We start from the raw sequence: 24,499 nt of genomic DNA, 5'->3' as shown, positions 1-24,499 counted from the left end.
GTAAATGTGCACAAATTTATCGATGAAAGGAGCTGAAGAATTGAGTAGAATTATCTTTGCGACTCATGGGGAAATGTCTATGGGGATGAAAAACTCAATGAAAATGATTGTCGGTGACAGCGCAGAATGTATCGAAACATATTCATTGCTATTAGGTGAAAATCCAAATGATTATTATGAGGAACTAAATGAACAGATTAAGAAGGATGGTGAATCATATATAATCTTATGTGATTTAAAGGGTGGAAGCGTACATACTGCACTTTCTAGATTGACCATCCATGAGAATGTCACTGTACTTTCAGGAATGAATATGAACATGGCATTGGAAGTAGTATTAACGTATAAAGATGGAATTCCATCAAAAGAAAATATGAAATTCTTAGAAGTTTGTAAGAATGGAATAACATTGCTTACAAAAGACAAAGAAGAGATAGAAGACGAGGACTTCTAAAGGAGTGGAAAAATGATTAAATTATTACGCGTAGATCATCGTTTATTGCACGGGCAGGTAGCATTTTCTTGGACATCGAAGTTAGGTGCTGATTGTATTCTTGTTGCAAATGATGATGTAATGCAAGATGAAATGAGAAAAACAGCAATTAAATTTGCGAAACCAGCAAATATAAAATTAGTAATGAAAACAATTGATGGGGCTATTGAATCAATCAATAGTGGAGTTACAGATAAATACAAATTATTGGTTGTTGTTGAATCTATTGAAGATGCATACAAACTAATCAAGAATACATCTGCATTTACTAGTTTAAATCTTGGGGGAACAAGACCAAAAGAGAATACACGCAGTATTTCAAAAGTAGTAAGTGTAAATGAAGAAGAGACCAATTTATTAAAAGAGTTAATCAAAGACAATATTGAAGTTGAGATACGTATGGTACCAGAAGATACAAAGATCTTAGCTGAAAAGGTTTTGTAAAGGAGGAACAGAAATGTTTGAAGCAATTTTATTAGGATTAGTTGCAATGCTTGGTAATGCGGAATATTTATTAGGGACAAGTATGTTATCAAGACCACTTGTTATGGGGACGCTTACTGGGATTGTACTAGGAGATGTAACAACTGGAGTTACGTTAGGAGCAACTTTAGAGTTAGCATTTATGGGTGCTTTCTCAATTGGTGCAAGTATTCCACCAGAAATGATATCAGGAACCGTATTGGGGACAGCATTTGCGATTACAACAGGTACAGGAGCAGAAACAGCATTGACAATCGGATTACCTGTAGCATCACTTGTACTTATCGCAAAGAACTTTGGAATGGTATTTATATTGCCACCGTTTGTTCATAAAGCAGATGATTATGCAGCAAAGGGAGATATGAAAGGTGTGGCGAGAATGCACTTTTTAGGAGGACTCTTTGGAGTTAACTTAATTATTGGTGTTCTTGTTGCAGTGGGTTTCTATGCTGGAGGGACAGCAGTAACATCATTCTTGGATTTAATACCAGCATGGGTATCAAATGGATTACAAATTACAATGGGTCTACTTCCAGCGATTGGATTTGGACTGTTATTACAGATGGTTGCAAACAAAAAGGTGGCATGCTTCTTTATCTTTGGATTTGCTTTATCAGTATACTTGGGAATTCCAGTAACTGGAGTAGCAATCTTTGGAGCGATAGCAGCAATTACAATTACGCAATTGAGTAAACCTACAACTCAACCACAAGTAGCAGGAGGTGTGGAAGATGACGACTTCTAGAAAACTAACAAAGAAAGATTTACAAAAAGTATATTGGCGTTCATTTGGAATGGAATGGGATTGGAACTATGAAAGACAGATGAACATGGGGTACTGTTATACATTATTACCAATAATTGAAAAACTATATGATAAAAAAGAAGATCAAATTGAAGCGATGCAACGTCATTTGGAATTCTTCAATACAACACCACACTTGGTTACACTAATTCTTGGAATCACTTGTGCAATGGAAGAAAGTAATGCTTCACAACCGGACTTTGATACACAAAGTATTAGTGGAGTAAAGATTTCATTGATGGGTCCTTTGGCAGGTATTGGAGATTCATTTATCTGGGGAACATTAAGAATTATCGCAACTGGAATTGGGGTTTCTTTGGCAAACCAAGGAAATATTCTGGGACCTATTTTATTCCTATTATTGTTTAATATTCCAGCACAAGGACTACGTTACTTCTTATTACATAAAGGATATTCATTAGGAGCAACATTCTTGGAGAAGGTTCAGTCTAGTGGGATTATGGATACCATTACCTATGGAGCTTCGATTTTAGGATTAAGTGTTATTGGAGCGATGACTGCAGAAAATGTTTCAATCAATGTTCCATTAGCATTTGGGTCAGGAGATGATGCAACGACTGTAGGTGATGTATTTAATAATATTATGCCTGGGTTATTACCATTACTGTTTACACTATTTATTTACTATTTATTACGTAAGAACGTAAAAACGACGACATTACTACTACTTTGTGCAGTAATTGGATTAACAGGTGCATTTTTTAATATTTTAGGTTAGAGGGAGAAAAAGAGAATGATTAAATTTAATGAAAAACAGCAATTTGACAGTGTAAAGGGTGCTCTTGCACTGCGTCCACAAATTGAAAAAGCAGCAGATGATATCTACAAAAAAGGATTTGATAAAATATTCTTTATTGGTATTGGTGGGACTTATGCATCAAGTATGCAGGTTGTTCATCATGTAAAAGAAATGAGTAAACTGGAAGTGTATGTGGAACATGCTGCAGAATTCATTGCCAGTGGAAATAAGCATATTACAAAAGATTCACTGATTGTATATTCATCAGTTACAGGGACTACACAAGAAGTAGTTGAAGCAGTGAAGATATTAAAAGAGATTGGATGTACGATTATGGCATTTGTGGATGAACCAGATTCACAATTGGCAAAAATGGGTGATTATTTAGTATCGTATGTGCTAAATGAACAATTAAAATTCTTTATGTTTATGGATCGATTAATGTTCTTAAATGGTGAGTTTGATGATTATGATGATATGTATGCAGAGTTTGATACATACTTACCACAGGCGTTAGTAGATGTAGAAGTGAAAGCCGATGCCTTTGCACAAGTGTTTGCTCAAAAACATCATAACGATGATATTCATTACTTTGTAGGAGCAGGTAACCAGTGGGGTGCTACTTACTCTTATGCAATGTGTTATTGGGAGGAACAGCACTGGATTAAAACCAAATCTATTCATGCTACAGAGTTCTTCCATGGAATGTTTGAAATAGTTGAACGTGATACTGCAGTAACAATCTTTGTTGGAGAAGATACACAACGTGGATTATCAAAGCGTGTTGTTGATTTCATTCCTAGAATTTGTGGAAATTACGAAGTAATTGATAGTAAAGACTATGAATTAGCAGGAATCAGTGAAAAGTACAGAGGACACATCAGTCATTTGGTTATGATGGCTGTTAATAGAAGAATTGATGCACATATTGAAAAGATCAACTGTCATCCGGTAGAAATTAGAAGATACTATCGTCAATTAGATTATTAGTAGGTGTACTATGAAGTGGACGATGGAAGATTATGTAAGACAGACACCAAGTGTATGTTTAGAAAATATAAAGAATTATAAGTTACTTATCAAGCCACTATTAGATATAGCACAGGATAAATCTATATCAAAAATCATTTTAGTTGCATCTGGATCAAGCAATAATGCTTGTTACTGTGCAAAACCATTTTTAGAGAAAGTGCTGCAAATGGAGGTTAAGATTATTACTCCGTTTGTCTACACAATGTATGAAAGTGAAATAAAAGATGATGAGTTACTTATCTTTATTACGCAAAGTGGATTAAGTACGAATACGATTGATGCGGTGAAGAAAGCAAATGACTTAGGATATCAGACAATTTGCTTGACGGCGAATACTAATGCAGATATCAAAGAGTTTGCTGATATAGTAATTGATTATGGAGTTGGTGAGGAACTTGTAGGATATGTGACGAAGGGAGTTACTACCTTAATTTTATTTCTAATGCTCTTTGCAGTTGCTTATACAAATGATGAAGTGTATTTAAATGATATAAAGAAAGCAATAAAACATAATGAGGATATGATTGAAAAAACCTTACAGTTTATTGAAAAGCATTATAAGAAGTTTACTTCAATGCAAAATTGTTATGTATGTGCTTGTGGAAGTAACGTTGGTACAGCAATGGAAAGTGCCCTGAAGATAGGTGAAACAATACATGTACCAAGTTTCCATTATGAAATAGAAGAATATATTCATGGGCCAAATTTACAACTTGCACCATCTTATAGTATTCTATTTTATGATAATCAGGATCAAGCAAGCGAGAGATTGTATAATATTTATAAAGCAACAAGAGAAGTTAGTGATAGCTGTTATATGATTAGTAGTAATTCAGAATATACGAATGATGAAAATATTTTGGTTATTGAAAATGATGTATGTAGTGAAGTTAAGGTTTTAATCTATATTGTATTTCCACAACTACTTAGTGGAGTAATCAGTAAAGATACAAATAGTAATCTTCAGCATCCATTAATGAAAAAGTTTAAGCAAATTGTATCATCCAAAACCGAAAATTTCATAAATTATGATGAAGATTAATCAGGAATTAAAGTGAATTTCGATACGATAATGCTGAAAATCTAAAAAAATAATAAATATGAAAAGTTTTAGATGAAATTATCTGATACATTTGCTATAATAGTAAAGTAAAACAAGGTCTTGTAATCCCTTCCTAGATTCTTCCTTGTTTTACACCCTATATAAACCAATACCCACTTTCATAAGAAGGTGGGTATTTCTTATGGTTGACAACACTGTAAATAAATGTTATTTTGACTATGATGAATGATTTAGTCAAAAAGAGGTGATAGTTTGCCAAAAATATATTCTGATAAAGAACGCAATGATATAAGACGAAGGTTAAAAGAATCAGCTGCTCATTGTATGCAGATGCAGGGAATTAAGAAGACGACAGTCGATGAGTTGGTATCAAAGGTTCAAATTCCAAAAGGAACATTTTATCTTTTCTACAAAACAAAGGAAGAATTAATGTTTGAAGTGTTGTTAGATATTCATGATCGTGTCGAAAAGGAAATGTTCACAGAGATGATGCGAATAAAAGATAATGTAACTGTTGATAATCTTACAGAGGTAATCTTTAAGTTTTATCAGGTGATTGATGATTCAGGTATTTTAAGAATTCTAACATCTGGAGAGATTGAATTGTTGTATCGTAAATTACCACCTGAAGTACTTCAGGAACACTTTGCTCATGATGATTCAATGATTGATGGAATAATTAAATTATTGAATTTACCAGATGCTAAAGATGCAGAAGTATTCTCGACAGCATTTCGAAATCTATTTATGAGTACAATGTATCGAAAAGATATGAAAGAAGATTATTTCGATGAGTCTTTAAAATTAACGATTCGAGGATTAGTAATTCAATTAATAAATAAAAAATAAAAATTTTTATCATTTATTTGACCGAAAATATAAAAACAGTCAAAAAGGAGAACATATGCTTACAATTAAGAACTTGACATTCAGTTATACAAAACATCCATTCATTGAAGATATGAATTTTGATGTGAAAGAAGGAGAAATCTTTGGATTTTTGGGACCATCAGGAGCAGGGAAAACAACTTTACAGAGGATACTTACTGGTCTTATTACAACCTACAAAGGTAATGTAGTGATAGATGGTTTAGAATGCAATAACTATAATGATTCTTTTTACGAGAAAATTGGTGTGGATTTTGAGTTTTCAACAATGTATGAAAAATTAACTGCCAGACAGAATTTAGAATTCTTTCAATCATTGTATAAAAACACGTCTAAGGATATTAATGAGTTACTTCAATCAGTTGGTCTTCAAAATGATGCAGATAAAAAAGTATCAGAATATTCAAAAGGAATGAAATCAAGGTTGAATTTTATTAAGGCATTACTTCATAATCCAGGAATATTATTTCTGGATGAACCAACAAGTGGATTAGATCCAACGAATAGTAAAATTATGAAAGATCTGATATTAGAAGAGAAACGAAAAGGGAAGACAATCATACTAACTACTCATAATATGCAAGATGCGACTGAACTTTGTGATCGAGTTGCTTTTATTGTGGATGGTGAAATTAAAGCACTTGATACCCCACATAATTTAATTATGAGTTATGGAGCAGTGAAGATTCACTATAGTTATTATGATGATAAGGAATATAATTGTGAAACCCTATTATCACAGACAGCTGATGATAAACAATTACTATCTTTACTAAGTCAAAATAAAATAAGTTCGATTCACAGTAGTGAACCAACATTAAATGATATTTTTATTGATATAACAGGGAGAACTTTGAAATGAGATTATTAAAGTTAATACAAGGAGATATAAGATTTCAATTCAAATATGGATTCTATTTTATTTATGCTTTGTTTTGTGTACTGTATATTCTTTTGTTGCATGTAATGCCAGAGGAGTGGAGAGGTGTTGTTGGCAATATTCTGATTTACTCTGATCCAGCAGCACTGGGGTTATTCTTTATTGGTGCAATTATGTTATTTGAAAGAAGTGAGAGAGTTTTAAATGCATTAGTGGTATCACCAGTTACGGTTCATGAATATATGTTGTCAAAAATAATATCGTTAGAAGTAATTTCAATACTTGTGTCTTTATTCTTGGGTGTCTTTGCGAAAAGTGAAAATTTAGTTCTTATGATTACTTCCGTTATTTTGACTTCTGCTATTTTCACCTTGCTGGGATTGATGATTGCAACTAAAGTAAATAGTTTAAATCAGAATTTAATGATTACATCTGCACTTGAGATCTTCTGTTTTGTGCCGCCGATTTCAATTCTGTTTTATCCTTTGGATTTTTTATACTGGTATCCATTGAATCACAGTATGTTACTCTTATCGAATACTTCAACAATGCCAGTTGTAAGTATTCTACTATTAGTTCTCACAATTGTGATGTTGTATGTTGTTGCATATAAAATGGTTACCAGGATGTGGAAGAATGTCGGAGGTATAAAACTATGAATGTAGTTATGAAAAGTTTTCTTCATATGCTAAAACTAATGCGTAAAGATTTGATTATAATCGTAATTGCTTTGATTCCATTCGTTATGGGAGTATTGTTTTATTATGGTATTCCTTTTGTAGACGAATTACTTGCATCACAGTTTGGACATAAAATCTTGCAACCATATTACGAGTTGTTTGATACGTTTCTGATTATGTTTACACCTTCTATGTTCTGTTTTGTCAGTGCTTTATTTGTGTTGGAAGAACGTGATGATAATTTATCTATTTATTTATCAGTAACTCCATTGAAGAGACAAGGGTACTACTTTTCAAGAATAGGAATGATTGCTCTTATTTCAATACCAATCAGTATATTGCTTGTTACATTGTTTCATCTTAGTGTGAATAATCATCTGTTGTGGTGCGCACTATCACTTGCCAGTGGATTACAGGGATTATTTATATCTATATTTATTATTGCTTTTTCTTCTAATAAAGTGGAAGGAATGGCGATTGGTAAGATAACATCTTTATTTACGATAGGAGCAGTTATTCCATATTTTATAAATGATAACATTCAGTATCTCTTTTCTTTTTTACCATCCTTTTGGATGAGCAAAGTTCTTGTTGAACATCAATTATTATTTATACTGGTAGCTATAGTATTGCTAGGGATATGGATAATGTTAGTTCAAGTAAAATATCAAAAAAGAATGAAATAAAAAGCAGAAATCATTGGGTGTGATTTCTGCTCTTTAAAGTTTAAGCGTCCTTTTGTTGGGTTTTGGGATGAGTTTATGGTTCCCTTACGAAGGATACAAGCAACTCTATGAATTCCTCATAATCATTCGCACTGATAATCCGCTTAACATTATCAGCGTCGGTCAATATCATAGTTAATGTATCAAAAATTTCGTTAAAAATATAACGTTCATTTTTATTGAATGATAACATCATAATTAAGTTTACCTGTTTATCATCCCATTGTATACCCTTTTCGCTGATAATTATGTTCATACTAGTCTTTTTGGCGTCCATTCGTATTGCATGTGGTACCGCAAAGGAACCAAATGCAGTGGAAGCCATTTTTTCACGTGCTAGAATTTCCTGTTCGAATTGCTCATCCACACAATCCAGTTTAACTAATTTTTCACACATGTAGTGAATCGTTGATTCGTGGTTTTTCAGTTTCTCATTCTTTTCAAATAATTCAGGATATATAAGTGATTCTAAATGTTTCTTTAACATATGCTTTTTCTTTTCGATCTTGATTTCATCAATCTTATTGCGGATCGAATAGATATCTTTATCATTCAATAAAAATGTAACAGTTATTGTCGGAATTGGCAATACTTTACTGATTGGAATTGTGGAAATAATTAAGTCATAATTCGACAGATTATCAAATTCTGTTTCATCTGTAATTACATTTTTAATTAAGATACTATTTGAAAAGTTAGTGTTGATTGTATTGATTAACTTCTTATTCATATCATAATAATTTGGACAGTATAATACTGCATTTATTTTAGAACTAATTGCTTTTTGGGTTTCCAGTGCACTTCCGATATGGAAGGCAATATAAGCAACTTCATCTTCATTGATTGTTAATCCAGTTTTATCCTTAATCATACTAGCCATACCAATCGCAGCATCGTATATTAGCGGACAGGAAGCCTGTATTCCATTAGCTAAAGGATTTTTACTAGAGTAGTTAAAACGACTGCGTACAAGCAGGTTACGAATGTGTAAAGCAAATCTGGTTAAGAACTCAGGCTCAGATAGATTAATATAGTAAAAAGCATTTACATCATTTACCAATTCATTTACTAAATCCATACAGTCTTTACCAACTAATTTTTCTAAGTTTGCTTCATTAACGGTATTGTAGTCCATGTTATTTGCATGAGAGATAAGTAATAAAGTTAACTCATATAGTTCACCTTCATTGTAGACAACATCAAAGTATTTCTCTAACTTTGTAACTACCTTCTTTGCAAGTTCAAACTCATGAAGTTTAATCATTGGTTTATCACCTTCACTGACAAAACTTGTATAGTTATTTTTAATCCGATCGATTGCAATGGTAATATGCAATACTAAGTTGGTAAGCGAATAATCATTCACAAAGTAATGATATTCTTCAAATGTTTCCATTACGACTTTTTTAATATAGTCGATATCGATATCAGGAAACGCATCCTGAACTGATTTAAGATTCACAAAGTTTACACTCGACTCATCATATAGAATTGAACTCATTAATTTGCGTTTATTCTTTTCTGGCCCCTCCAATGTCAAATAATCATTATTATTAATTACCTGAAGGTCAAATTTAGCGACTTTACGTTTTACTTTTTTTAATTCATTCTTAAGTGTAGATAAACTGATAAACAAATCATCACATACAGAAAAAACGTCAACTGGATCACCTTTGACAAGTAATGTAATAATATATGTAACACGATCTTGAGATGATTGAGGTAATGAACTTTGATTGTCGTCTAAAATACTACCAGCTTTGGTAATGTCGATTCTGTATCCTTCGCGCGAAGAGACGATTGCCTCATTATAATCTTTATTAATCTCTGCGATGTAGTTTTTTATACTACGAGATGATACTTCCAACATACTTGCTAGCGAGTTTGCAGTTACCCAACCACTACTATCCATCAGTGTTTTGACAAGTAATAATTGTTTTTCTTTCATAAGATACCTATAGAACTCCTAACTACATTATAACGAGCATGTCAAGTTTTGCCCAACACTCTTTTTCACTATTAGAGTGAAAGTAGTTGTTTTCACTTTAGTAGTGAAAAAGTGTGGTTGAAAGAAAATCGCATATTTTCGATAATGTAAACGAGGACCGGTTTGAAAATTGAATAGGAGACAACAGATGTTTCCAAAAAGTATCATGGCTAAAAATCTGAATTCTGCAAATTACAGATGTTCAGTTTTTAGATAAAACCATGAACCATAACACATGGTTTGGTTTGTTCAAACATTGTTGGGGTGGAAATAATCATTTTCACTCTAACAGTGAAAAAGTGTAGTTGCACCGATTTGGTACGTGTATGATAATTTGAGTGAACAAACCGGTTTAAGAAAAGGAGACTTAATGTTATGGAAAAATTAAATGTTTTGTTAGTATGTGGTTCAGGAGCAAGTAGTGGATTTATGGCTGCGAACATTCGTAAAGCTGCTTCAGCTAGAGGAGTTGAATTAAGTATTACAGCTCGTGGAGAAAGTGAAATTGAAAATTACATTGATGAAATCAATGCGCTTATGGTAGGACCACACTTGGCTTACATTCTTGATGAAGTGGAAGAATTTGTAGGAGATGCACCAGTTAAAGTAATTCTTATGAGAGCTGATTATTATTCTACATTGGATGGGGAAAAAGCACTTGATCATTTATTAGAAGAAATGAAATAAATTTAAAATCTAGTTATAGGGAGGATTTATAATGAATGGATTAATTAATTGGTTAGAAAACAGTTTCTCGCCAAAAATGAACAAAATTAATAATAACGTATGGATTGTTACACTAAAAGATTCAATCATGCAGGCATTACCTTTGATCTTCTTAGGTTCTGTATTCTGTATGTTAGCAATTGTTGAAGAGTATATTGCATTACCATTCACATTCTGGACACCATTTGGTTGGACAATGGGAATGATTTCATTAGTAATTGCATTCTTAATTCCATTTAACTTAATGGAAAAGAAAAGATTACGTAAGCAAAGAATCAATGCTGCAATGGCTGGTGTGATTTTATTCTTAATCATTATTTCACCACAAGTAATTGCAGATGGAATGCCAGGATTTGGACACAGTGCATTAGGTGCTGGTGGTATGTTTATTGCAATTGTAGCTGGTGTATTTGCAGGTTTTGTAATGAGCTTATTTGGAAAATTCTCATTCTTTAAAGAAGATTCGGTAATTCCTGACTTCGTAAGATCTTGGTTCGATGCAATGTTACCAATTGCAATTGTAGTTGTAACAGGATGGGTATTAGTTGATATCGCAGGTGTTGATGTTTACAACATTGTATTATCAATCTTTATGCCACTTCAAAATGTAATTGAAACACCTTGGGGATTCTCATTAATGATGATTGTAGTATGTTTCTTATACTCTCTTGGTATTTCTACTTGGGTATTAACACCAGTACTGAACCCAGTGTTATTAGCTGCTATTCAAGCAAACATTGATGGTACAGCATTAAACTTAGTTACTGACCCAACAATTTATTCAGCTTATTTATGGATTGGTGGTATTGGATGTACAATGCCGTTAGTATTTATGTTAATGAGATCAAAATCAAAGAAACTAAAAGCATTGGGTACAGCTTCTTTAGCACCAACCATCTTTAATATTAATGAACCAGTAGTATTTGGTTGTATTGCATGGAACCCATTATTGATGATTCCAATGTGGCTACAAGGAGCAATTCTTCCATTAGTAGTGTGGATGTTTACAAAGATTATTGAGTTTGCACCAATACCTACGATTTCATTCCAAATGTGGTATTGTCCATTCCCAATCTCAACTTGGTTGACGACTGGTGGATCATTAACTGCAATCGCATTGATGTTACTTGTATTTGTGGTTGCGTCTGCAATCTGGTATCCTTTCTTTAAGGCATATGAAAAACAAGAATTAGATAATGAGGCTGCAGCAAAAGTTGAAGCAAAATAAAGTGGAGAGAAAGGAGTGTCGCTAATGTCTGAACAACAAGTGGAAACTGCGATGGCTATAATCCTAGCTGCTGGAGATGCTCGAGTAAAATGTAAAGAATCATTGGATGCAATTGCATCGTTTGATCTGGATTTGGCGAAGGCAAAATTAAAAGAGGCACAGGCAAAGATTACAGAAGCTCATAAAGTGCAGACCGATGCAATTCAAGGGGAAACAAGAGGAGAGAAATCAGAATACTCATTGTTGTTTGCTCATGCACAGGATACACTTATGACAATTTACAGCGAAATAAACATAACAAAACAAATGATTAAAATCTTTGAAAGTTATGAAAAACGTATTTCTGCATTAGAAAAATAAAGAACAGAGGGGTTTCTAATGAAATCCCTTTCGTTATAGAAGGAGGAAGTACATGAAAGTAAATAAAGGGTTTCCAAAGGATTTTCTTTGGGGTGGTGCGATTGCAGCAAACCAGAGTGAAGGTGCCTGGGATGTAGATGGTAAAGGTGTCAGTGTAATGGATGTGGAAGTATTACCTGAAGAATATAGTCGTCAGGGTGTACTTGGATATTCACATACCAAAGAAGAATTACTGGCAGCAGTAGAGGATAAGGTAGGTTATTATCCACGACGTGTTGGAATTGATTTCTACCACACATATAAGGAAGATTTAGCACTAATGAAGGAGATGGGGTTTAAATGTCTTCGAACATCATTTAACTGGCCAAGAATCTTTCCAAATGGAGATGAAAGTGAACCAAATGAAGAAGGATTAAAATTCTATGATGGTTTAATTGATGAAATGGTAAGACTTGGAATTGAACCGGTTATGACAATGTCGCATTATGAAATGCCACTTCATTTAGCTGTTGAGTATGGAGGTTGGACAAATAAAAAATGTGTAGACTTCTACATGAATCTATTCAAAGTTTTATTTGATCGTTATCATACGAAAATTAAGTATTGGATATTAATCAATCAAATCAATATGCTTGGTTGGGGTGATTTTGCTTCTTTGGGTATGCTTGAAGGTGCTCATGATGACTGGGTAAGTGATCGTTATCAGGGAGTACATCATCAGTTCTTAGCAAGTGCAAAAGCATGTGCGTATGCTCATAAAAAAGATGCAAGTTGTCAGATGGGTATGATGAATGGTGAGATGTTAGGATATCCTGCATCAACATCACCAGAAGATGCATTTGCAGCTCTACAAGCAAACCAAATGAATAACTTTTTCTTCAGTGATGTATTAGCCAGAGGTGAGTATCCTGGTTATGCACTTCGTTACTTTGAAGATAATAACATTAATGTTAAGATGGAAGAAGAAGAGTTAGAAACTATCAAAAACAATACTGTGGATTTTATTTCTTTTAGTTATTATTCATCTGGATTATATTCAAAAGAAAATAAACTGGAATTAGATAAGAATCCATTATTACCATCTTCGGTATGGGGATGGCAAACCGATGCACTTGGTATTCGTTATTCACTAAATGCATATTGGGATCGTTATCGTTTACCAATCTTTATTGCTGAAAATGGTCTAGGTGCCATTGATGAAGTAAAAGAAGATGGTATTCATGATGACTATCGTATTAACTACTTAAGAGAACATGTATTGGAAATTAAGGAAGCAATCAAAGATGGTGTAAATGTATTTGGTTATGCATCTTGGGGACCAATTGATATTGTTAGTGCATCGCAAGGTGAGATGAGCAAACGTTATGGCTATATCTATGTGGATTTAGATGACAGAGGACAAGGTAGTGGAAAACGAATGAAGAAAGATAGCTTTTACTGGTATCAAAAAGTTATTAATACAAATGGAGAAACAATTTAGAGGAGGAGATAACATGAGTAAAGTACCAACAGGATTTCCAAAAGATTTTTTATGGGGTGGAGCAGTTGCTGCCAACCAATGTGAAGGTGCATGGAACCTTGACGGCAAAGGATGGTGTGTTGCGGATATTAATGAATTCCGTGATGATGTAGAGTTAGAAAAGAAATCAAATACGGAGATTACTACTTCATATGTAATTGAAGCAATGAACAGTGCTGAACGTATTTTTCCAAAACGTTGGGGAATTGATTTCTATCATACTTATAAAGAAGACTTAAAGTTATTAGCAGGATTGGGACTGAAAACATTTAGAACTTCAATCAACTGGTCTCGTATCTTTCCGAAAGGAGATGAAACTGAGCCAAATGAAGCAGGGTTAAAATTCTATGATGATTTATTTGATGAAGTAATTAAAAATGGAATGGAACCAATGATTACCATGTCACACTATGAAATTCCAATTCATCTGACAACAGAATACAAAGGTTGGTATTCTAGAGAAGTAATTGATTTCTTTGTACGTTATGGAAAAACGATTTTGGATCGCTATCACACAAAAGTAAAGAAATGGATTGTTGTAAATCAAATTAACCTGATTGTACATGAATCATTCAATCACTTAGGAATTGCAGAAGATAAAGTCGATGACTTGTTATCTGCGAAATACCAAGGAGTTCATAATGAAATGGTGGCAAGTGCATTAATCACAAAGTATGCACATGAAAACTATCCAGACAATGAAGTAGGGATGATGTTATGTGGTGGACCTTCTTATGCGGCTACTTGTAAATCAGATGATGTATTAGCGACATTAAAAGTAAACCAAATGGAATACTTCTATGCAGATGTATTGCTTCGTGGATATTATCCAGGTTATGCATTCCGTTATTTTGAAGATAAAGGAATTCATGTAGAGTTTGGGGAAGGTGATGAAGAAGCATTAAAGAATACTGCTGACTTTATGTCATTTTCTTATTACTATACACAAATCTGCGATAAGGATTCTTATGACAAAGATGAAGGACCTCGTCGTAATAAAGAATTAGATGCAAACCCATGGGGTTGGTCAATTGATCCGAATGGATTAAGAATCTTATTAAATGAATTCTATGACCGTTACCAATGTCCAATTTACATTACCGAAAACGGTGTAGGATACTTTGATAAACTAGAAGATGGTGCAGTACATGATGACTATCGTGTAGCTTACTATCGTGATCATATCAAAGCAATGAAAGAAGCAATTAAGGATGGTGTTGATCTTCGTGGATACTATGCATGGGGACCAATTGATATCATTAGTTGTTCATCTAGTGAAATGAGTAAGCGTTATGGATTTATCTATGTTGATATTGATGACTATGGTAAAGGTAGTGGTGAAAGAATCAAGAAAGATAGCTACGCTTGGATGCAAAAAGTTATTGCCAGCAATGGAGAAGATTTAGATTAATTTAAAAACAAAATAAGATATAAAACACATTTAATGAAGACGCTCTGGAAACAGGGCGTTTTTATTGTGTAAAAAATGAACGATATGTAGATTTTTTTCGACCAATTACTGGATAGTAAAATAATAAAAATAAAAAAGCGAACCTTTTGATTACCTTAGTAGACTAATGTATCAAGGGTAAGCAAAGTATATAACTTGTGACAACTAAGGAGGGCGAAAAAAATGGTAGAGAAGGAGAAACTTACCCAGATTGTGAAAGAGGTTCAAAGGGATGTTGGTAAGTTTGAATTATTATACTCACAAATAATAAATAAAGTTTATTTCTGGTGCTATACCGTCATTGGAAATGAAACCGATGCAAAAGATGCGACGCAGGAAGCAATGGTAGATATTTATCGAAATATCTCATCACTACAAAATCCTGAGATGTTTAATACATGGATGTATCGTTTGGTTAGAAATAATTGTTTAACGTATATTCGTTTGCATAAGAAGAAAGAGGTTGAGTTCTTACATGACGAAGATTACCGAGAAAGTTTTGAAACAACTTTAAAAGAAGAAAGACGTGACAATATGCCACATGAAGCATATGACTTAAAAGAAACGAAAGAATTAATAACTAGTTTTATTAATAATTTACCTAAAAGACAAAAAGAAGTAATTACTTTATATTATCTTGATGAAATGAAGATAGGTGAGATTGCAGAAGTTCTTGATTATAATGTGGGGTCTGTAAAGTCTCGACTTCATGCAGGACGTAAAAGTCTAGAAACTCAAATTAGTGAATATCAGATAAAGAACAATGTGAAACTATATACTGCTCCATTACTGCCAATGATTGGATTGATTTTAAATGAATATCGTGAAGAGATGTGTAGTAGTCAAGATTTGCATTTTGATAATAATGCATTCAAAGCAACCAATACAACTGCAGTTACCAATCTAGCAACAATAATTTCAGGGAAAGTATTAGCAGTCGTAATTGCTGCTGTAGTTACAATTATTGCTTCGGTTGTTGCTGCTGGTTATTGGAATCAAGGAAGTGATGAATCCTCTGTGATTAGTTTAGATGATGCAATGATTGTTGATGTAGATATGTTTAATAAAGCAAATAGTAATCCTTATATTGAAAGTATTAACTATGAAACATTCCCTACAAAAGATTCGCTAGAAATAACAATTAAACTAAAAAAGAATATTGATGAAAAAGATATAGAAATATCATCAGATTCAAAACATCTATCATTTGAAAAAGATAAAAAGGATATCACATTCAAAGTGACAGAGAATGGTAAGTATGCAGTTGTGATTAATGAGAAACGAGTAACATTTAAAATCGATGTTATTGATCCATACGCACCGCAGCTTCTTAGTGTTGATAATTATGGAGACTATCTTCAGTTACATTTGGATGATAAATTATTGCAGGTAGATTATGACTTATCATATGTGGAATATGATGGCAAGCAATATAAAGTTACGAATGAATTAAAAGTAATAGGTAAGTTTAAAGGTGAAATAGAGGTAAGTATTTATATTGATGAGAATTGCTATCGAAAGTATCTCGTCATAACAAATTAAGAGAATAATTGGAGGAAATATGAAAAAGAATACATTAAAAAAACTATTAACTAGTTTAGCAATAACAACATTGATTATTGGATTGGTAGCTCCAACTGTGGTAAATGGAGATGAAATAGAAGAACCAATCGTTGATGAAGTAGAAGAAGTAAAAACGGAAGAAGTAAATGAAAAAGAAACTGAAAAATCAGAAGACATAAAAGAAGAGGAGTTAAATGAAGCAACTGATAGTGAAATAAAACAAGAGGTTAGCGTAAAAGCAATATCTGATATTGTTCCATTATCTGCTTCTGCATTGATTGCTGATACAACAACATTTGAAGAAGCTTTTCCTGATACGAACTTTCGAATTTATATAGTTACAACAATATTAGGAAATAAAACTTATGATGACAGTACTGATAAAGGAAATACATTAAGCACGGCAGATATTACTAAAATTACTACAACAACATTTATTAGTGCACTTAGTAAAGAAATTTCCTCACTGGAAGGAATAGAGTATTTTACTAATTTAACATCAATAAATGTCAGTAATAATAAATTAACAGGTATTTTAGATTTAACATCTTTAAGTAATTTAAAAACTTTTCAAGCCCATACCAATCAGTTAGAATCACTAAATGTATCTGGTTTGGATCAATTGGAAACAATTGTTGTATACAATAATAAGTTAGCAGAGTTAAAGTTATCAGGTAATATCAAATTAACTACTCTAACTGCCTATAATAATAAATTAACAACTATCGATGTAACAAATGCAAGTAATCTAGTAATCTTGCAAGTATATGCGAATTTAATAGAATCGATAGATGTATCAAAAAATGAAAAACTAGAAACATTAAGAGTTGATAATAATAAATTAACAGGATCATTAAATCTTACACATTTGAGTGAATTGAAAATGTTTCAAGCTCATACTAATCAGCTAGAATCAATAGATGTATCTGGGTTAGAAAAATTAGAAACTGTAATTGTATATAGAAATTTATTGACAGAATTAAAACTATCTAGAAATATTAAACTAAAAACAATAACAGCATACATAAATAAATTAACAACTATTGATATAAGCGATGCAGAGGATTTAGTATCTCTAGAATTATATGCGAATTCAATAGACACAATAGATGTTTCAAATAATGAAAAATTAGAAACATTAAGGGTTGATAATAACAAACTAGCAACAATTGATTTATCAAAAAATAGTGAATTAATCACATTAAATGTTAATACAAATAAATTGTCAGGAATTTTAGATGCAACTCATATGGTTAACCTAGTAAGTTTACAAGTAAATAATAACAATTTAGATGATGTTAATGTTACTGGATTGGAAAATCTTACAACATTGTATTCACATTATAATCCTAATTTAATAATTGATTTAAGTGGTATTAATACATTAAATAATTTAACAGCCTCAAAGGTAAAGAATGCTGATTTAAGTAAATTGACTTCATTCTATGTATCAGGTAGCAAACCTGAGAATAGTGCAATGGTCAGACTGTTGGGAGCAGTAGGAACATTTTCATGGGATGATTCAATTAATTATTATGTAATATCGGCAAACAATGACGCTCAATATGCAATTGGATTACCTAGATATGATGAAAATGGCACATTTAAAGGTATATCAGTTAGTTCATATATTGATTTGTCTAGTGGTAGTCTTATGGATGACGAAGGTAATTTGATTATAGGCGCTGTAGTGACAGATATTAGTAATGATGGATCAATAACACTTGATTCAGGTACGGTCGTAACAGGTGATGGTGTGTATGAATTCACTGGAGAGTTCACAATTAAGGATGGAGAAATTACAACAGGTGCAGATTACTCATATTCTAAAAATATAATAAATGAGGGTGGGACAGTTGTTGTTGGTGGAGAAACAACTACAATAACTGTACCTAATGGAAGTGAAATAACAATTGATGCAAATGATTCAGCAAAAACAGTTACGTATCCTGCAGGTAGTACGGTCACAAATAAAGATGGAGATACTATTTATGTAATTGATGATATAGAAATGGATAGTGATGGAACAATCTCATCAGGTTCATACATTACAGTTCCTAATGGAACAACAGTAGTTGATAATGGTGATGGAACAGTGACGATACCAAAAGATATGGTAGTTACAATTGATGATGATGATACAGTATATCCAGGAGAAATCATCTTTGATACATCAACAGGGAAAACAGAATATGTGCCAATTAATGGATTAATTACAGAAGATGAAACAAATGGTACAAACTTAGGGGATGGTGTTGATGAAGAAAGTCTGAGTAAAGCAGAAGAAATATTAAACTCAATTACAGATGGAAAACTAAAAGATCAGCTTGAAGAAATAGTAAATACTGTAAAAGATATGTTAGATGCATCAAAAGAAGTGAATGATATGTATGATGCAGATGGCAACTTGAAATCTACAGTTACTGAAGAAATGATTAAAGAATTAGAAGATATCGTAAATGCACTTCCTGATGGAACGTTTAAAGATAACTTAAAAGATAAAGTGGAAGAAGCACAAACTACACTTAATAAAAGAAATGAAGATGCTCAAGATAAAGTAGATAACTTATTCAACGAAGACAAAACAGATTTAGGTGATGAAGTAGGTCAAACAGAAATTGATGAAGCACAAAAAGCGGTAGATAAGTTACCTAATGGTGACAAGAAAGAAGAACTGCAAAAAGAGATTGATAAAGCGCAAGACATGCTAGATGCAAAAGATGCAGTGAATGATTTATTTAATCCAGATGGATCAATCAAAGATGGAGTAACACAAGATGATATCAATGATGCGCTTGATCTAGTAAACAACTTACCAGATGGAAGTTTAAAAGATGAGTTATTAAATCTAATTAAAGAAGCACAAAAAGAAGTAGATGAAAGAACATATGTTGTGTTAGAAGGTTTCGCTATATTTACAGGAAAAGGGAATGTAAGTACAAGAATAGATGCACCAGCAGAAAACTTCTCAAAAGTTTATGTAAATGGAAAAGAACTTGATAAGAGTAACTATGAAGTAAAAAGTGGTAGTACAATAATTACACTAAAAGAAAGTTACTTATTAACACTAGAGAATAAAACATATGATGTAGAAGTAGAATTTGTTAGTGGTGCAAAGGTAAGTGTTCCTTTAACTGTAAATGTGAAAGGAAATGCATCAATAGCTCCTCCTACTAACTCTAAACCAGTTTCAAGTGTTTCTTCAACAACAGGAGGAAGTACTGTGAATACTGGTGATAGTACGGATTTAACAATGCTATATGCTATGTTTGCAATATCACTTGTTGGAGTGGTAGTAATTACTAAAAGAAAATATGTAAAATAAAATTTATATATGCATAATGAGCATAAATTGTTACTATTAACAGTTCGCCCGTTAATAACGTAATAAAACTATTAGATAAACCGCCCTTCATCTCATAGTATAATCCTTATGCATAGGTTCTTAGAGGAACAGTATTGGTTCTTCAATAGAAAGAAAGCAACAAACTTAATAATGAAAGGTTGTTGCTTTTTAAATTGCATTTGCATCTTTACTTATTCTTCTATATAATAATAACGTCACGACAGGGGCGCCGAATATGGCTGAGATGTTGCTTTGCAACGGTCCCTTACGACCTGATCTAGTTAATACTAGCGTAGGGAGTCTGATCTTATTCAGTTTGTAAGATTACTTTGCTACGCCTCACGGAGGTGTTTTTTTATGAAAAGAAATCAAACTAGAGAACTTGTATTGATGGCATTTTATGTTGCATTGTTTATGGCCCTTGATTATATTACAAATATGGTGCCATTCTTGCAAATGCCAAATGGTGGATCCTTAGGAGTATCAACAATCGCATTGTTGATGGCTTCGTATCACTTAGGGTGGAAGAAAGGTCTAGCTGTTTCAACCTTATCAGTTGCAGCGCAGTTTATCACTGGTCCAATGTATACACCAGATTTGATTGGATTTGCTTTAGATTATTTATTTGCATTTGCAATTTATGGAATTGCTTGTGTGTTTCCAAATATTGGATATTTCTACACAGGTGTACTATTTACCAATGCATGGCGTTTCGCATGTAGTACCATTTCTGGTATGGTTGTTTGGGGACTTGATATTTGGGGTTCTATGGCATATCAGGCAAGTTACATGGTTCCAACACTAATCTTAGGGATGGTTTTAATTCCAATTATGGTGAAATCATTAGATCGTTTTATGAAGTAAATGAAAAGACACATTGCGTGTCTTTTTATATTTGTTATTCGAAAAAATGAAGAACTGTACCATCAATTGTAGTAAGGGTACATGTTTTAGCACCCCAAGGTTCTATATTTACTTTAGTAATATCATTCCATCCATGTTCAATTACATAATCTCTTAATTTTTCAATTCCACTAACTTTCATGAATGCTAGCATACGCTTATCGCTTTCACCATAAAACATATGAATTCCAGTGAAAGGAGCAAGATGTAAGTTTTCAAATTCTGGAGGCGTATCATAAACACAACCGTATAATCCATTGTTGTTTTCATCACGTTCATCAATTTCACTATACCAACCTAAAACATCTTCAAACCATTTACTCGTTTTATCCATATCTTTTGTGTAATATACAGGTCCGGTTTCGCACACTACATAACCTCTGTTTTTGAACTTATCCATAACTAATCGCCTCTTTCTTGTTTTGTATATTATATATAGAAAAGAGAGATTGTGTAAAGATGGGTTCGAACTTTTATCTAAGTTTGGTATAATAAGAAAAAAGTGAGGTCTTGTTATGAATGAAACAATGAAGCAACTGCTGGATCGAAAGTCAGTGCGAGTTTTTGAAGATAAAGAAGTAGCAAAAGAAATTAAGGATAATATTATTGAAGCGGCAATACAAGCGCCAACTGCAGGAAATCAAATGATGTATACGATTCTGAATATTACAGATCAAGATATATTAGATAAATTGGCAGAAAGTTGTGATCACCAACCATTTATTGCGCAATCAAAAATGGCATTGGTGTTCTGTGCCGATTATCAGAAATGGTATGATACTTTTGCGTCAGTGGTAGAAGCACCGCGTATGCCTGGGGTGGGAGAGTTACTATTGGGTTGTAATGATGCTTTAATCGCTGCACAAAATGCAGTTGTAGCTGCTGAAAGCTATGGAGTGGGTTCTTGTTATATTGGAGATATGATGGAACGCTTTGAATATCATAAAGAATTATTGAATCTACCTCGTTATGTGTTTCCAGTTACGTTAATAGTATTTGGCTATCCAACGAAACAACAAGCAGATAGAGTGAAACCAAATCGATTTGATCGAAAGTATATTGTTCATGAGAATGGATATCATCAAATGGACAATGATGAACTAAGAGAAATGTTTGAGCAACGTGCATCATTAACCCCAAATGTACCATTTGATTTTGAAAACTGGGTGAAAGCCTTTTATAATCGTAAGTATAATTCTGATTTTTCAAAGGAAATGACACGTTCTGTAAATGAATATATAAAGCTGTTTGATGGAAAATAAATAAAGACGACTCATAAAATTAATGAAACTTATTCATATTATGAGTCGTCTTATAGTTAAGGGATAGCGATTATGAAGGAAAGGTGGATGTTCATCATCTACAACGAATTTAAGTAATTATCAGCAAAAGGGAAAATTGATAATGAAAAAATTGATCATTATAATTCTAGCGACTATAGTGATAAGGTTGAGATATTATATAAGAGTAAACAGTAATTAACAAAAAGTTTATATGATTGGAGGGGAAAGAAATGGAAATGATTTTAATTGTTATCGGGATTGCAATCATCATTATTATTAACTCAATACCAATGATGATTGAGTACAAAAAAGAAGAGGAAGCTGCAGAGATGGAAAAGCTTCAGCAGGCTTGGAAACAGGATGAACCATATCTTCAGAAGAGTCCTATTGAAGTTATGAAGAAAGTTGATAAAGGATTCAGTGAATCGCTTTTACAAGATGGGATGGAAAAATTATTATTTAAAATATACCAGATGATGAATGATGGGAATGATGAATGGGTGAAATCATATGTTAGTGAGAACCTTTTGAAACATTTTCATGAAGCGCACAATGTATTAAAGAAACAAGGGGACGACTTTAGCTATTCATCATTGCTGATGAAAGATTGTCGACTTGAAAATTGTTATCGAAAAGGAAATAAGCAAGCAATATCACTTAAGATAGCTTATGAAGTTCATAAATTACAAAAAGATGAAAATATCGTATTGCCAGTAGAAACAACAATTCGATTAGATCGGCCTTATGGAACACAAACACCAATTGGAGAAATTGGGTTTATCACAAATTGCAGAAAATGTGGAGCGCCTGTAAAACCTAAACATGATCGTATGTGTGAGTATTGTGGGGCTGGATTAGACGGACATGCATTAACATGGACATTAATTCAATATAATATACAAGATAATTTGTAGACATATATAATATATAGAAAGAAATTAAATACCATGCTATGATTCGTAAGATTGTTGAAGGTAATAAAGAATATAGAAGAAAACAAACAGAGGGGTTCATAATGAACGCCTTTTTGATTTGGAAAAGGCGTTAAAAAACAGGTGAGAAAAATCGTTTGCAAAAAAATAAAAAAAGTCTTGCAAACCCGATGAATAGAGAGTATAATCAATTCGTGACCGCGATGAAGTGCGAGGTTGCTGACACACCGACGAACGTTGTCATGAAGGTGTGTTGGGGAATTCGGATGGAGCGAGTCTATAATCAATTATAGATGAAAGGAGTTAATCATGGCAAAAAACAGTGTACGTATTAGATTAAAAGCGTATGAACACAGAATCTTGGATGCTTCTGCAGAAAAGATCGTAAAATCAGCACAATCTCACGGTGCGAAGAAAATCGTTGGGCCAGTACCATTACCAACTGAAAAGCAAGTAGTTACTATCTTGCGTGCGGTACATAAATACAAGGACTCTCGTGAACAATTCGAAGTTAGAACTCACAAGCGTTTGATTGAAATCGTTGGACCTACAGCTGAGACAATCGATTCTCTACAGAGATTAGAATTGCCAAGCGGTGTGGATATCGAAATTAAGTTATAGGAGGTGAAAACTATGAAAGGTATATTAGGACGTAAAATTGGTATGACTCAAGTTTTCACTGAAGATGGAGTACTTATTCCAGTAACAGTAGTTGAGGCTACACCAAATATCGTATTACAAAAGAAAACAGTGGATAACGATGGATACGAAGCTGTTCAATTAGGTTTTGAAGATGTGAAAGAACAAAGAGCTACAAAAGCAATCAAAGGACATGCTGCTAAAGTAAGCACTGGCCCAAAGAAATTTGCTAGAGAAATTCGTGGAAACGAAATGATGGACTTAGATCTTGGTTCGGAAGTAAAAGTTAGTATTTTTGAAGCTGGTGACATCGTTGATGTTACAGGGACTTCAAAAGGTAAAGGATTTATGGGAACAGTTGTTCGTAACAATGCGAAGATTGGACCTAAATCACATGGTTCTGGTCACCATAGACACATTGGATCTCTTGCTACAGGGGGGATTACTTCTCGTAAAGGTAAGATTGACAAAGGTACAGTTATGGCTGGACAAGAAGGTGGATATAAGACTACAAACCAAAACTTGGAAATTATCAAAGTTGATGAAGTACAAAACTACTTATTAATTAAAGGTAATGTCCCAGGACCTAAAAAAGGACTTGTAATCGTTAAATCTGCAGTTAAGAAAACAAAAACTGATGCTAAAACTTTAGTTTCTTATGCACAAGAAGTTGTAGAAGAAGCAGTTGAAGAAGTAGAAGTACCAGTAGTAGAAGAAGTAGCTAGTGAAGCTAGCGATGCTAAGGAGGAATAGA

At 33.0% G+C, this 24,499-nt stretch carries 24 protein-coding genes and 1 riboswitch; of the genes, 22 read left to right on the top strand and 2 right to left on the bottom strand.

Annotated features, from left to right (window positions below; genetic code table 11):
• The first annotated feature begins 4 nt into the window (after positions 1-4).
• From J2S15_RS04075 to J2S15_RS04030, 10 genes are all read left to right on the top strand, one after another.
• On the top strand, positions 5-454 hold the full coding sequence (locus J2S15_RS04075; protein ID WP_307405721.1) for a PTS sugar transporter subunit IIA: 450 nt from the start codon (positions 5-7) through the stop codon (positions 452-454).
• A 12-nt stretch (positions 455-466) separates the two neighbouring features.
• A complete protein-coding gene (locus J2S15_RS04070; RefSeq protein ID WP_307405719.1) occupies positions 467-937 on the top strand; it encodes a PTS sugar transporter subunit IIB in 471 nt (156 codons plus the stop codon).
• A 13-nt stretch (positions 938-950) separates the two neighbouring features.
• A complete protein-coding gene (locus tag J2S15_RS04065; protein ID WP_307405717.1) occupies positions 951-1,721 on the top strand; it encodes a PTS mannose/fructose/sorbose/N-acetylgalactosamine transporter subunit IIC in 771 nt (256 codons plus the stop codon).
• Positions 1,708-2,520: a PTS system mannose/fructose/sorbose family transporter subunit IID gene (locus tag J2S15_RS04060; RefSeq protein ID WP_307405715.1), complete on the top strand. Its 813-nt coding sequence runs from the start codon at positions 1,708-1,710 to the stop codon at positions 2,518-2,520. Before J2S15_RS04065 ends, J2S15_RS04060 begins: the two co-directional genes overlap by 14 nt.
• A gap of 15 nt (positions 2,521-2,535) precedes the next feature.
• Entirely contained in the window at positions 2,536-3,531 is a 996-nt protein-coding gene (locus J2S15_RS04055) for an SIS domain-containing protein (RefSeq protein WP_307405714.1), read from the top strand.
• A gap of 10 nt (positions 3,532-3,541) precedes the next feature.
• On the top strand, positions 3,542-4,615 hold the full coding sequence (locus J2S15_RS04050; protein ID WP_307405712.1) for an SIS domain-containing protein: 1,074 nt from the start codon (positions 3,542-3,544) through the stop codon (positions 4,613-4,615).
• A gap of 273 nt (positions 4,616-4,888) precedes the next feature.
• Positions 4,889-5,485, top strand: a complete 597-nt coding sequence (locus tag J2S15_RS04045) for a TetR/AcrR family transcriptional regulator (RefSeq protein WP_307405710.1) — start codon at positions 4,889-4,891, stop codon at positions 5,483-5,485.
• A 55-nt stretch (positions 5,486-5,540) separates the two neighbouring features.
• Positions 5,541-6,386, top strand: coding sequence for an ABC transporter ATP-binding protein (locus tag J2S15_RS04040; RefSeq protein WP_307405708.1), 846 nt, complete (start codon positions 5,541-5,543; stop codon positions 6,384-6,386).
• Positions 6,383-7,063 (top strand): fluoroquinolone export ABC transporter permease subunit, encoded by a 681-nt coding sequence (locus J2S15_RS04035; protein ID WP_307405706.1) that lies wholly within the window; start codon positions 6,383-6,385, stop codon positions 7,061-7,063. Before J2S15_RS04040 ends, J2S15_RS04035 begins: the two co-directional genes overlap by 4 nt.
• Positions 7,060-7,770, top strand: a complete 711-nt coding sequence (locus J2S15_RS04030) for an Rv2686c family ABC transporter permease subunit (RefSeq protein ID WP_307405705.1) — start codon at positions 7,060-7,062, stop codon at positions 7,768-7,770. Before J2S15_RS04035 ends, J2S15_RS04030 begins: the two co-directional genes overlap by 4 nt.
• 73 nt (positions 7,771-7,843) lie before the next feature.
• On the opposite strand, the gene J2S15_RS04025 is transcribed toward J2S15_RS04030, so the two are convergent.
• Positions 7,844-9,757, bottom strand: a complete 1,914-nt coding sequence (locus J2S15_RS04025) for a BglG family transcription antiterminator (protein WP_307405703.1) — start codon at positions 9,755-9,757, stop codon at positions 7,844-7,846.
• Between the two features lie 414 nt (positions 9,758-10,171).
• Between J2S15_RS04025 and J2S15_RS04020 the strand changes: the two genes are divergently transcribed.
• The 8 genes from J2S15_RS04020 to J2S15_RS03985 all read left to right on the top strand — a co-directional run bounded on the left by J2S15_RS04020 (position 10,172) and on the right by J2S15_RS03985 (position 20,852).
• Positions 10,172-10,483, top strand: coding sequence for a PTS sugar transporter subunit IIB (locus J2S15_RS04020; RefSeq protein WP_307405701.1), 312 nt, complete (start codon positions 10,172-10,174; stop codon positions 10,481-10,483).
• A 31-nt stretch (positions 10,484-10,514) separates the two neighbouring features.
• Positions 10,515-11,750, top strand: a complete 1,236-nt coding sequence (locus J2S15_RS04015) for a PTS sugar transporter subunit IIC (RefSeq protein WP_307405699.1) — start codon at positions 10,515-10,517, stop codon at positions 11,748-11,750.
• A 24-nt stretch (positions 11,751-11,774) separates the two neighbouring features.
• Positions 11,775-12,110, top strand: coding sequence for a PTS lactose/cellobiose transporter subunit IIA (locus J2S15_RS04010; protein ID WP_307405696.1), 336 nt, complete (start codon positions 11,775-11,777; stop codon positions 12,108-12,110).
• Between the two features lie 52 nt (positions 12,111-12,162).
• The gene (locus tag J2S15_RS04005; RefSeq protein ID WP_307405694.1) at positions 12,163-13,590 is read left to right on the top strand and encodes a glycoside hydrolase family 1 protein; all 1,428 of its coding nucleotides are present in this window, start codon (positions 12,163-12,165) and stop codon (positions 13,588-13,590) included.
• Between the two features lie 13 nt (positions 13,591-13,603).
• Positions 13,604-15,040: a glycoside hydrolase family 1 protein gene (locus J2S15_RS04000; protein ID WP_307405692.1), complete on the top strand. Its 1,437-nt coding sequence runs from the start codon at positions 13,604-13,606 to the stop codon at positions 15,038-15,040.
• A gap of 222 nt (positions 15,041-15,262) precedes the next feature.
• A complete protein-coding gene (locus J2S15_RS03995; protein ID WP_307405690.1) occupies positions 15,263-16,621 on the top strand; it encodes an RNA polymerase sigma factor in 1,359 nt (452 codons plus the stop codon).
• 19 nt (positions 16,622-16,640) lie between these two features.
• On the top strand, positions 16,641-19,967 hold the full coding sequence (locus J2S15_RS03990; RefSeq protein ID WP_307405688.1) for a toxin Cry1Ac domain D-VI-related protein: 3,327 nt from the start codon (positions 16,641-16,643) through the stop codon (positions 19,965-19,967).
• Positions 19,968-20,200: 233 nt separating this feature from the next.
• Positions 20,201-20,304, top strand: a riboswitch (TPP riboswitch).
• Positions 20,305-20,345: 41 nt separating this feature from the next.
• Complete coding sequence (locus tag J2S15_RS03985; RefSeq protein WP_307405686.1) at positions 20,346-20,852, top strand: energy-coupled thiamine transporter ThiT; 507 nt, start codon at positions 20,346-20,348, stop codon at positions 20,850-20,852.
• Positions 20,853-20,886: 34 nt separating this feature from the next.
• On the opposite strand, the gene J2S15_RS03980 is transcribed toward J2S15_RS03985, so the two are convergent.
• Entirely contained in the window at positions 20,887-21,291 is a 405-nt protein-coding gene (locus J2S15_RS03980; protein WP_307405684.1) for a VOC family protein, read from the bottom strand.
• A gap of 115 nt (positions 21,292-21,406) precedes the next feature.
• On the opposite strand from J2S15_RS03980, the gene J2S15_RS03975 reads away from it, so the two are divergent.
• From J2S15_RS03975 to rplC, 4 genes are all read left to right on the top strand, one after another.
• Complete coding sequence (locus J2S15_RS03975; RefSeq protein WP_307405682.1) at positions 21,407-22,153, top strand: nitroreductase family protein; 747 nt, start codon at positions 21,407-21,409, stop codon at positions 22,151-22,153.
• Positions 22,154-22,404: 251 nt separating this feature from the next.
• On the top strand, positions 22,405-23,088 hold the full coding sequence (locus tag J2S15_RS03970) for a TIM44-like domain-containing protein (protein ID WP_307405680.1): 684 nt from the start codon (positions 22,405-22,407) through the stop codon (positions 23,086-23,088).
• Between the two features lie 327 nt (positions 23,089-23,415).
• Positions 23,416-23,727 carry a 30S ribosomal protein S10 gene (gene rpsJ / locus J2S15_RS03965; protein WP_277490622.1) on the top strand — a complete coding sequence of 104 codons (312 nt, stop codon included), beginning with the start codon at positions 23,416-23,418 and terminating at the stop codon, positions 23,725-23,727.
• Between the two features lie 12 nt (positions 23,728-23,739).
• Positions 23,740-24,498 (top strand): 50S ribosomal protein L3, encoded by a 759-nt coding sequence (gene rplC, locus J2S15_RS03960; protein ID WP_307405678.1) that lies wholly within the window; start codon positions 23,740-23,742, stop codon positions 24,496-24,498.
• Position 24,499 lies beyond the last annotated feature (1 nt).

The organism is Breznakia pachnodae, from assembly GCF_030814225.1.
Classification (GTDB): domain Bacteria; phylum Bacillota_I; class Bacilli_A; order Erysipelotrichales; family Erysipelotrichaceae; genus Breznakia; species Breznakia pachnodae.
The sequence above is the reverse complement of the archived record's forward strand: the minus strand, read 5'-3'. Positions and strand labels throughout refer to the sequence as shown.

What these genes read in the sequence shown, in the direction of transcription:
- J2S15_RS04075 (WP_307405721.1), top strand. Translation starts at nt 5, where the DNA reads ATGTGCACAAATTTATCGATGAAAGGAGCTGAAGAATTGAGTAGAATT.
- J2S15_RS04070 (WP_307405719.1), top strand. Translation starts at nt 467, where the DNA reads ATGATTAAATTATTACGCGTAGATCATCGTTTATTGCACGGGCAGGTA.
- J2S15_RS04065 (WP_307405717.1), top strand. Translation starts at nt 951, where the DNA reads ATGTTTGAAGCAATTTTATTAGGATTAGTTGCAATGCTTGGTAATGCG.
- J2S15_RS04060 (WP_307405715.1), top strand. Translation starts at nt 1,708, where the DNA reads ATGACGACTTCTAGAAAACTAACAAAGAAAGATTTACAAAAAGTATAT.
- J2S15_RS04055 (WP_307405714.1), top strand. Translation starts at nt 2,536, where the DNA reads ATGATTAAATTTAATGAAAAACAGCAATTTGACAGTGTAAAGGGTGCT.
- J2S15_RS04050 (WP_307405712.1), top strand. Translation starts at nt 3,542, where the DNA reads ATGAAGTGGACGATGGAAGATTATGTAAGACAGACACCAAGTGTATGT.
- J2S15_RS04040 (WP_307405708.1), top strand. Translation starts at nt 5,541, where the DNA reads ATGCTTACAATTAAGAACTTGACATTCAGTTATACAAAACATCCATTC.
- J2S15_RS04035 (WP_307405706.1), top strand. Translation starts at nt 6,383, where the DNA reads ATGAGATTATTAAAGTTAATACAAGGAGATATAAGATTTCAATTCAAA.
- J2S15_RS04030 (WP_307405705.1), top strand. Translation starts at nt 7,060, where the DNA reads ATGAATGTAGTTATGAAAAGTTTTCTTCATATGCTAAAACTAATGCGT.
- J2S15_RS04025 (WP_307405703.1), bottom strand. Translation starts at nt 9,757, where the DNA reads ATGAAAGAAAAACAATTATTACTTGTCAAAACACTGATGGATAGTAGT.
- J2S15_RS04020 (WP_307405701.1), top strand. Translation starts at nt 10,172, where the DNA reads ATGGAAAAATTAAATGTTTTGTTAGTATGTGGTTCAGGAGCAAGTAGT.
- J2S15_RS04015 (WP_307405699.1), top strand. Translation starts at nt 10,515, where the DNA reads ATGAATGGATTAATTAATTGGTTAGAAAACAGTTTCTCGCCAAAAATG.
- J2S15_RS04010 (WP_307405696.1), top strand. Translation starts at nt 11,775, where the DNA reads ATGTCTGAACAACAAGTGGAAACTGCGATGGCTATAATCCTAGCTGCT.
- J2S15_RS04005 (WP_307405694.1), top strand. Translation starts at nt 12,163, where the DNA reads ATGAAAGTAAATAAAGGGTTTCCAAAGGATTTTCTTTGGGGTGGTGCG.
- J2S15_RS04000 (WP_307405692.1), top strand. Translation starts at nt 13,604, where the DNA reads ATGAGTAAAGTACCAACAGGATTTCCAAAAGATTTTTTATGGGGTGGA.
- J2S15_RS03995 (WP_307405690.1), top strand. Translation starts at nt 15,263, where the DNA reads ATGGTAGAGAAGGAGAAACTTACCCAGATTGTGAAAGAGGTTCAAAGG.
- J2S15_RS03990 (WP_307405688.1), top strand. Translation starts at nt 16,641, where the DNA reads ATGAAAAAGAATACATTAAAAAAACTATTAACTAGTTTAGCAATAACA.
- J2S15_RS03985 (WP_307405686.1), top strand. Translation starts at nt 20,346, where the DNA reads ATGAAAAGAAATCAAACTAGAGAACTTGTATTGATGGCATTTTATGTT.
- J2S15_RS03980 (WP_307405684.1), bottom strand. Translation starts at nt 21,291, where the DNA reads ATGGATAAGTTCAAAAACAGAGGTTATGTAGTGTGCGAAACCGGACCT.
- J2S15_RS03975 (WP_307405682.1), top strand. Translation starts at nt 21,407, where the DNA reads ATGAATGAAACAATGAAGCAACTGCTGGATCGAAAGTCAGTGCGAGTT.
- J2S15_RS03970 (WP_307405680.1), top strand. Translation starts at nt 22,405, where the DNA reads ATGGAAATGATTTTAATTGTTATCGGGATTGCAATCATCATTATTATT.
- rpsJ (WP_277490622.1), top strand. Translation starts at nt 23,416, where the DNA reads ATGGCAAAAAACAGTGTACGTATTAGATTAAAAGCGTATGAACACAGA.
- rplC (WP_307405678.1), top strand. Translation starts at nt 23,740, where the DNA reads ATGAAAGGTATATTAGGACGTAAAATTGGTATGACTCAAGTTTTCACT.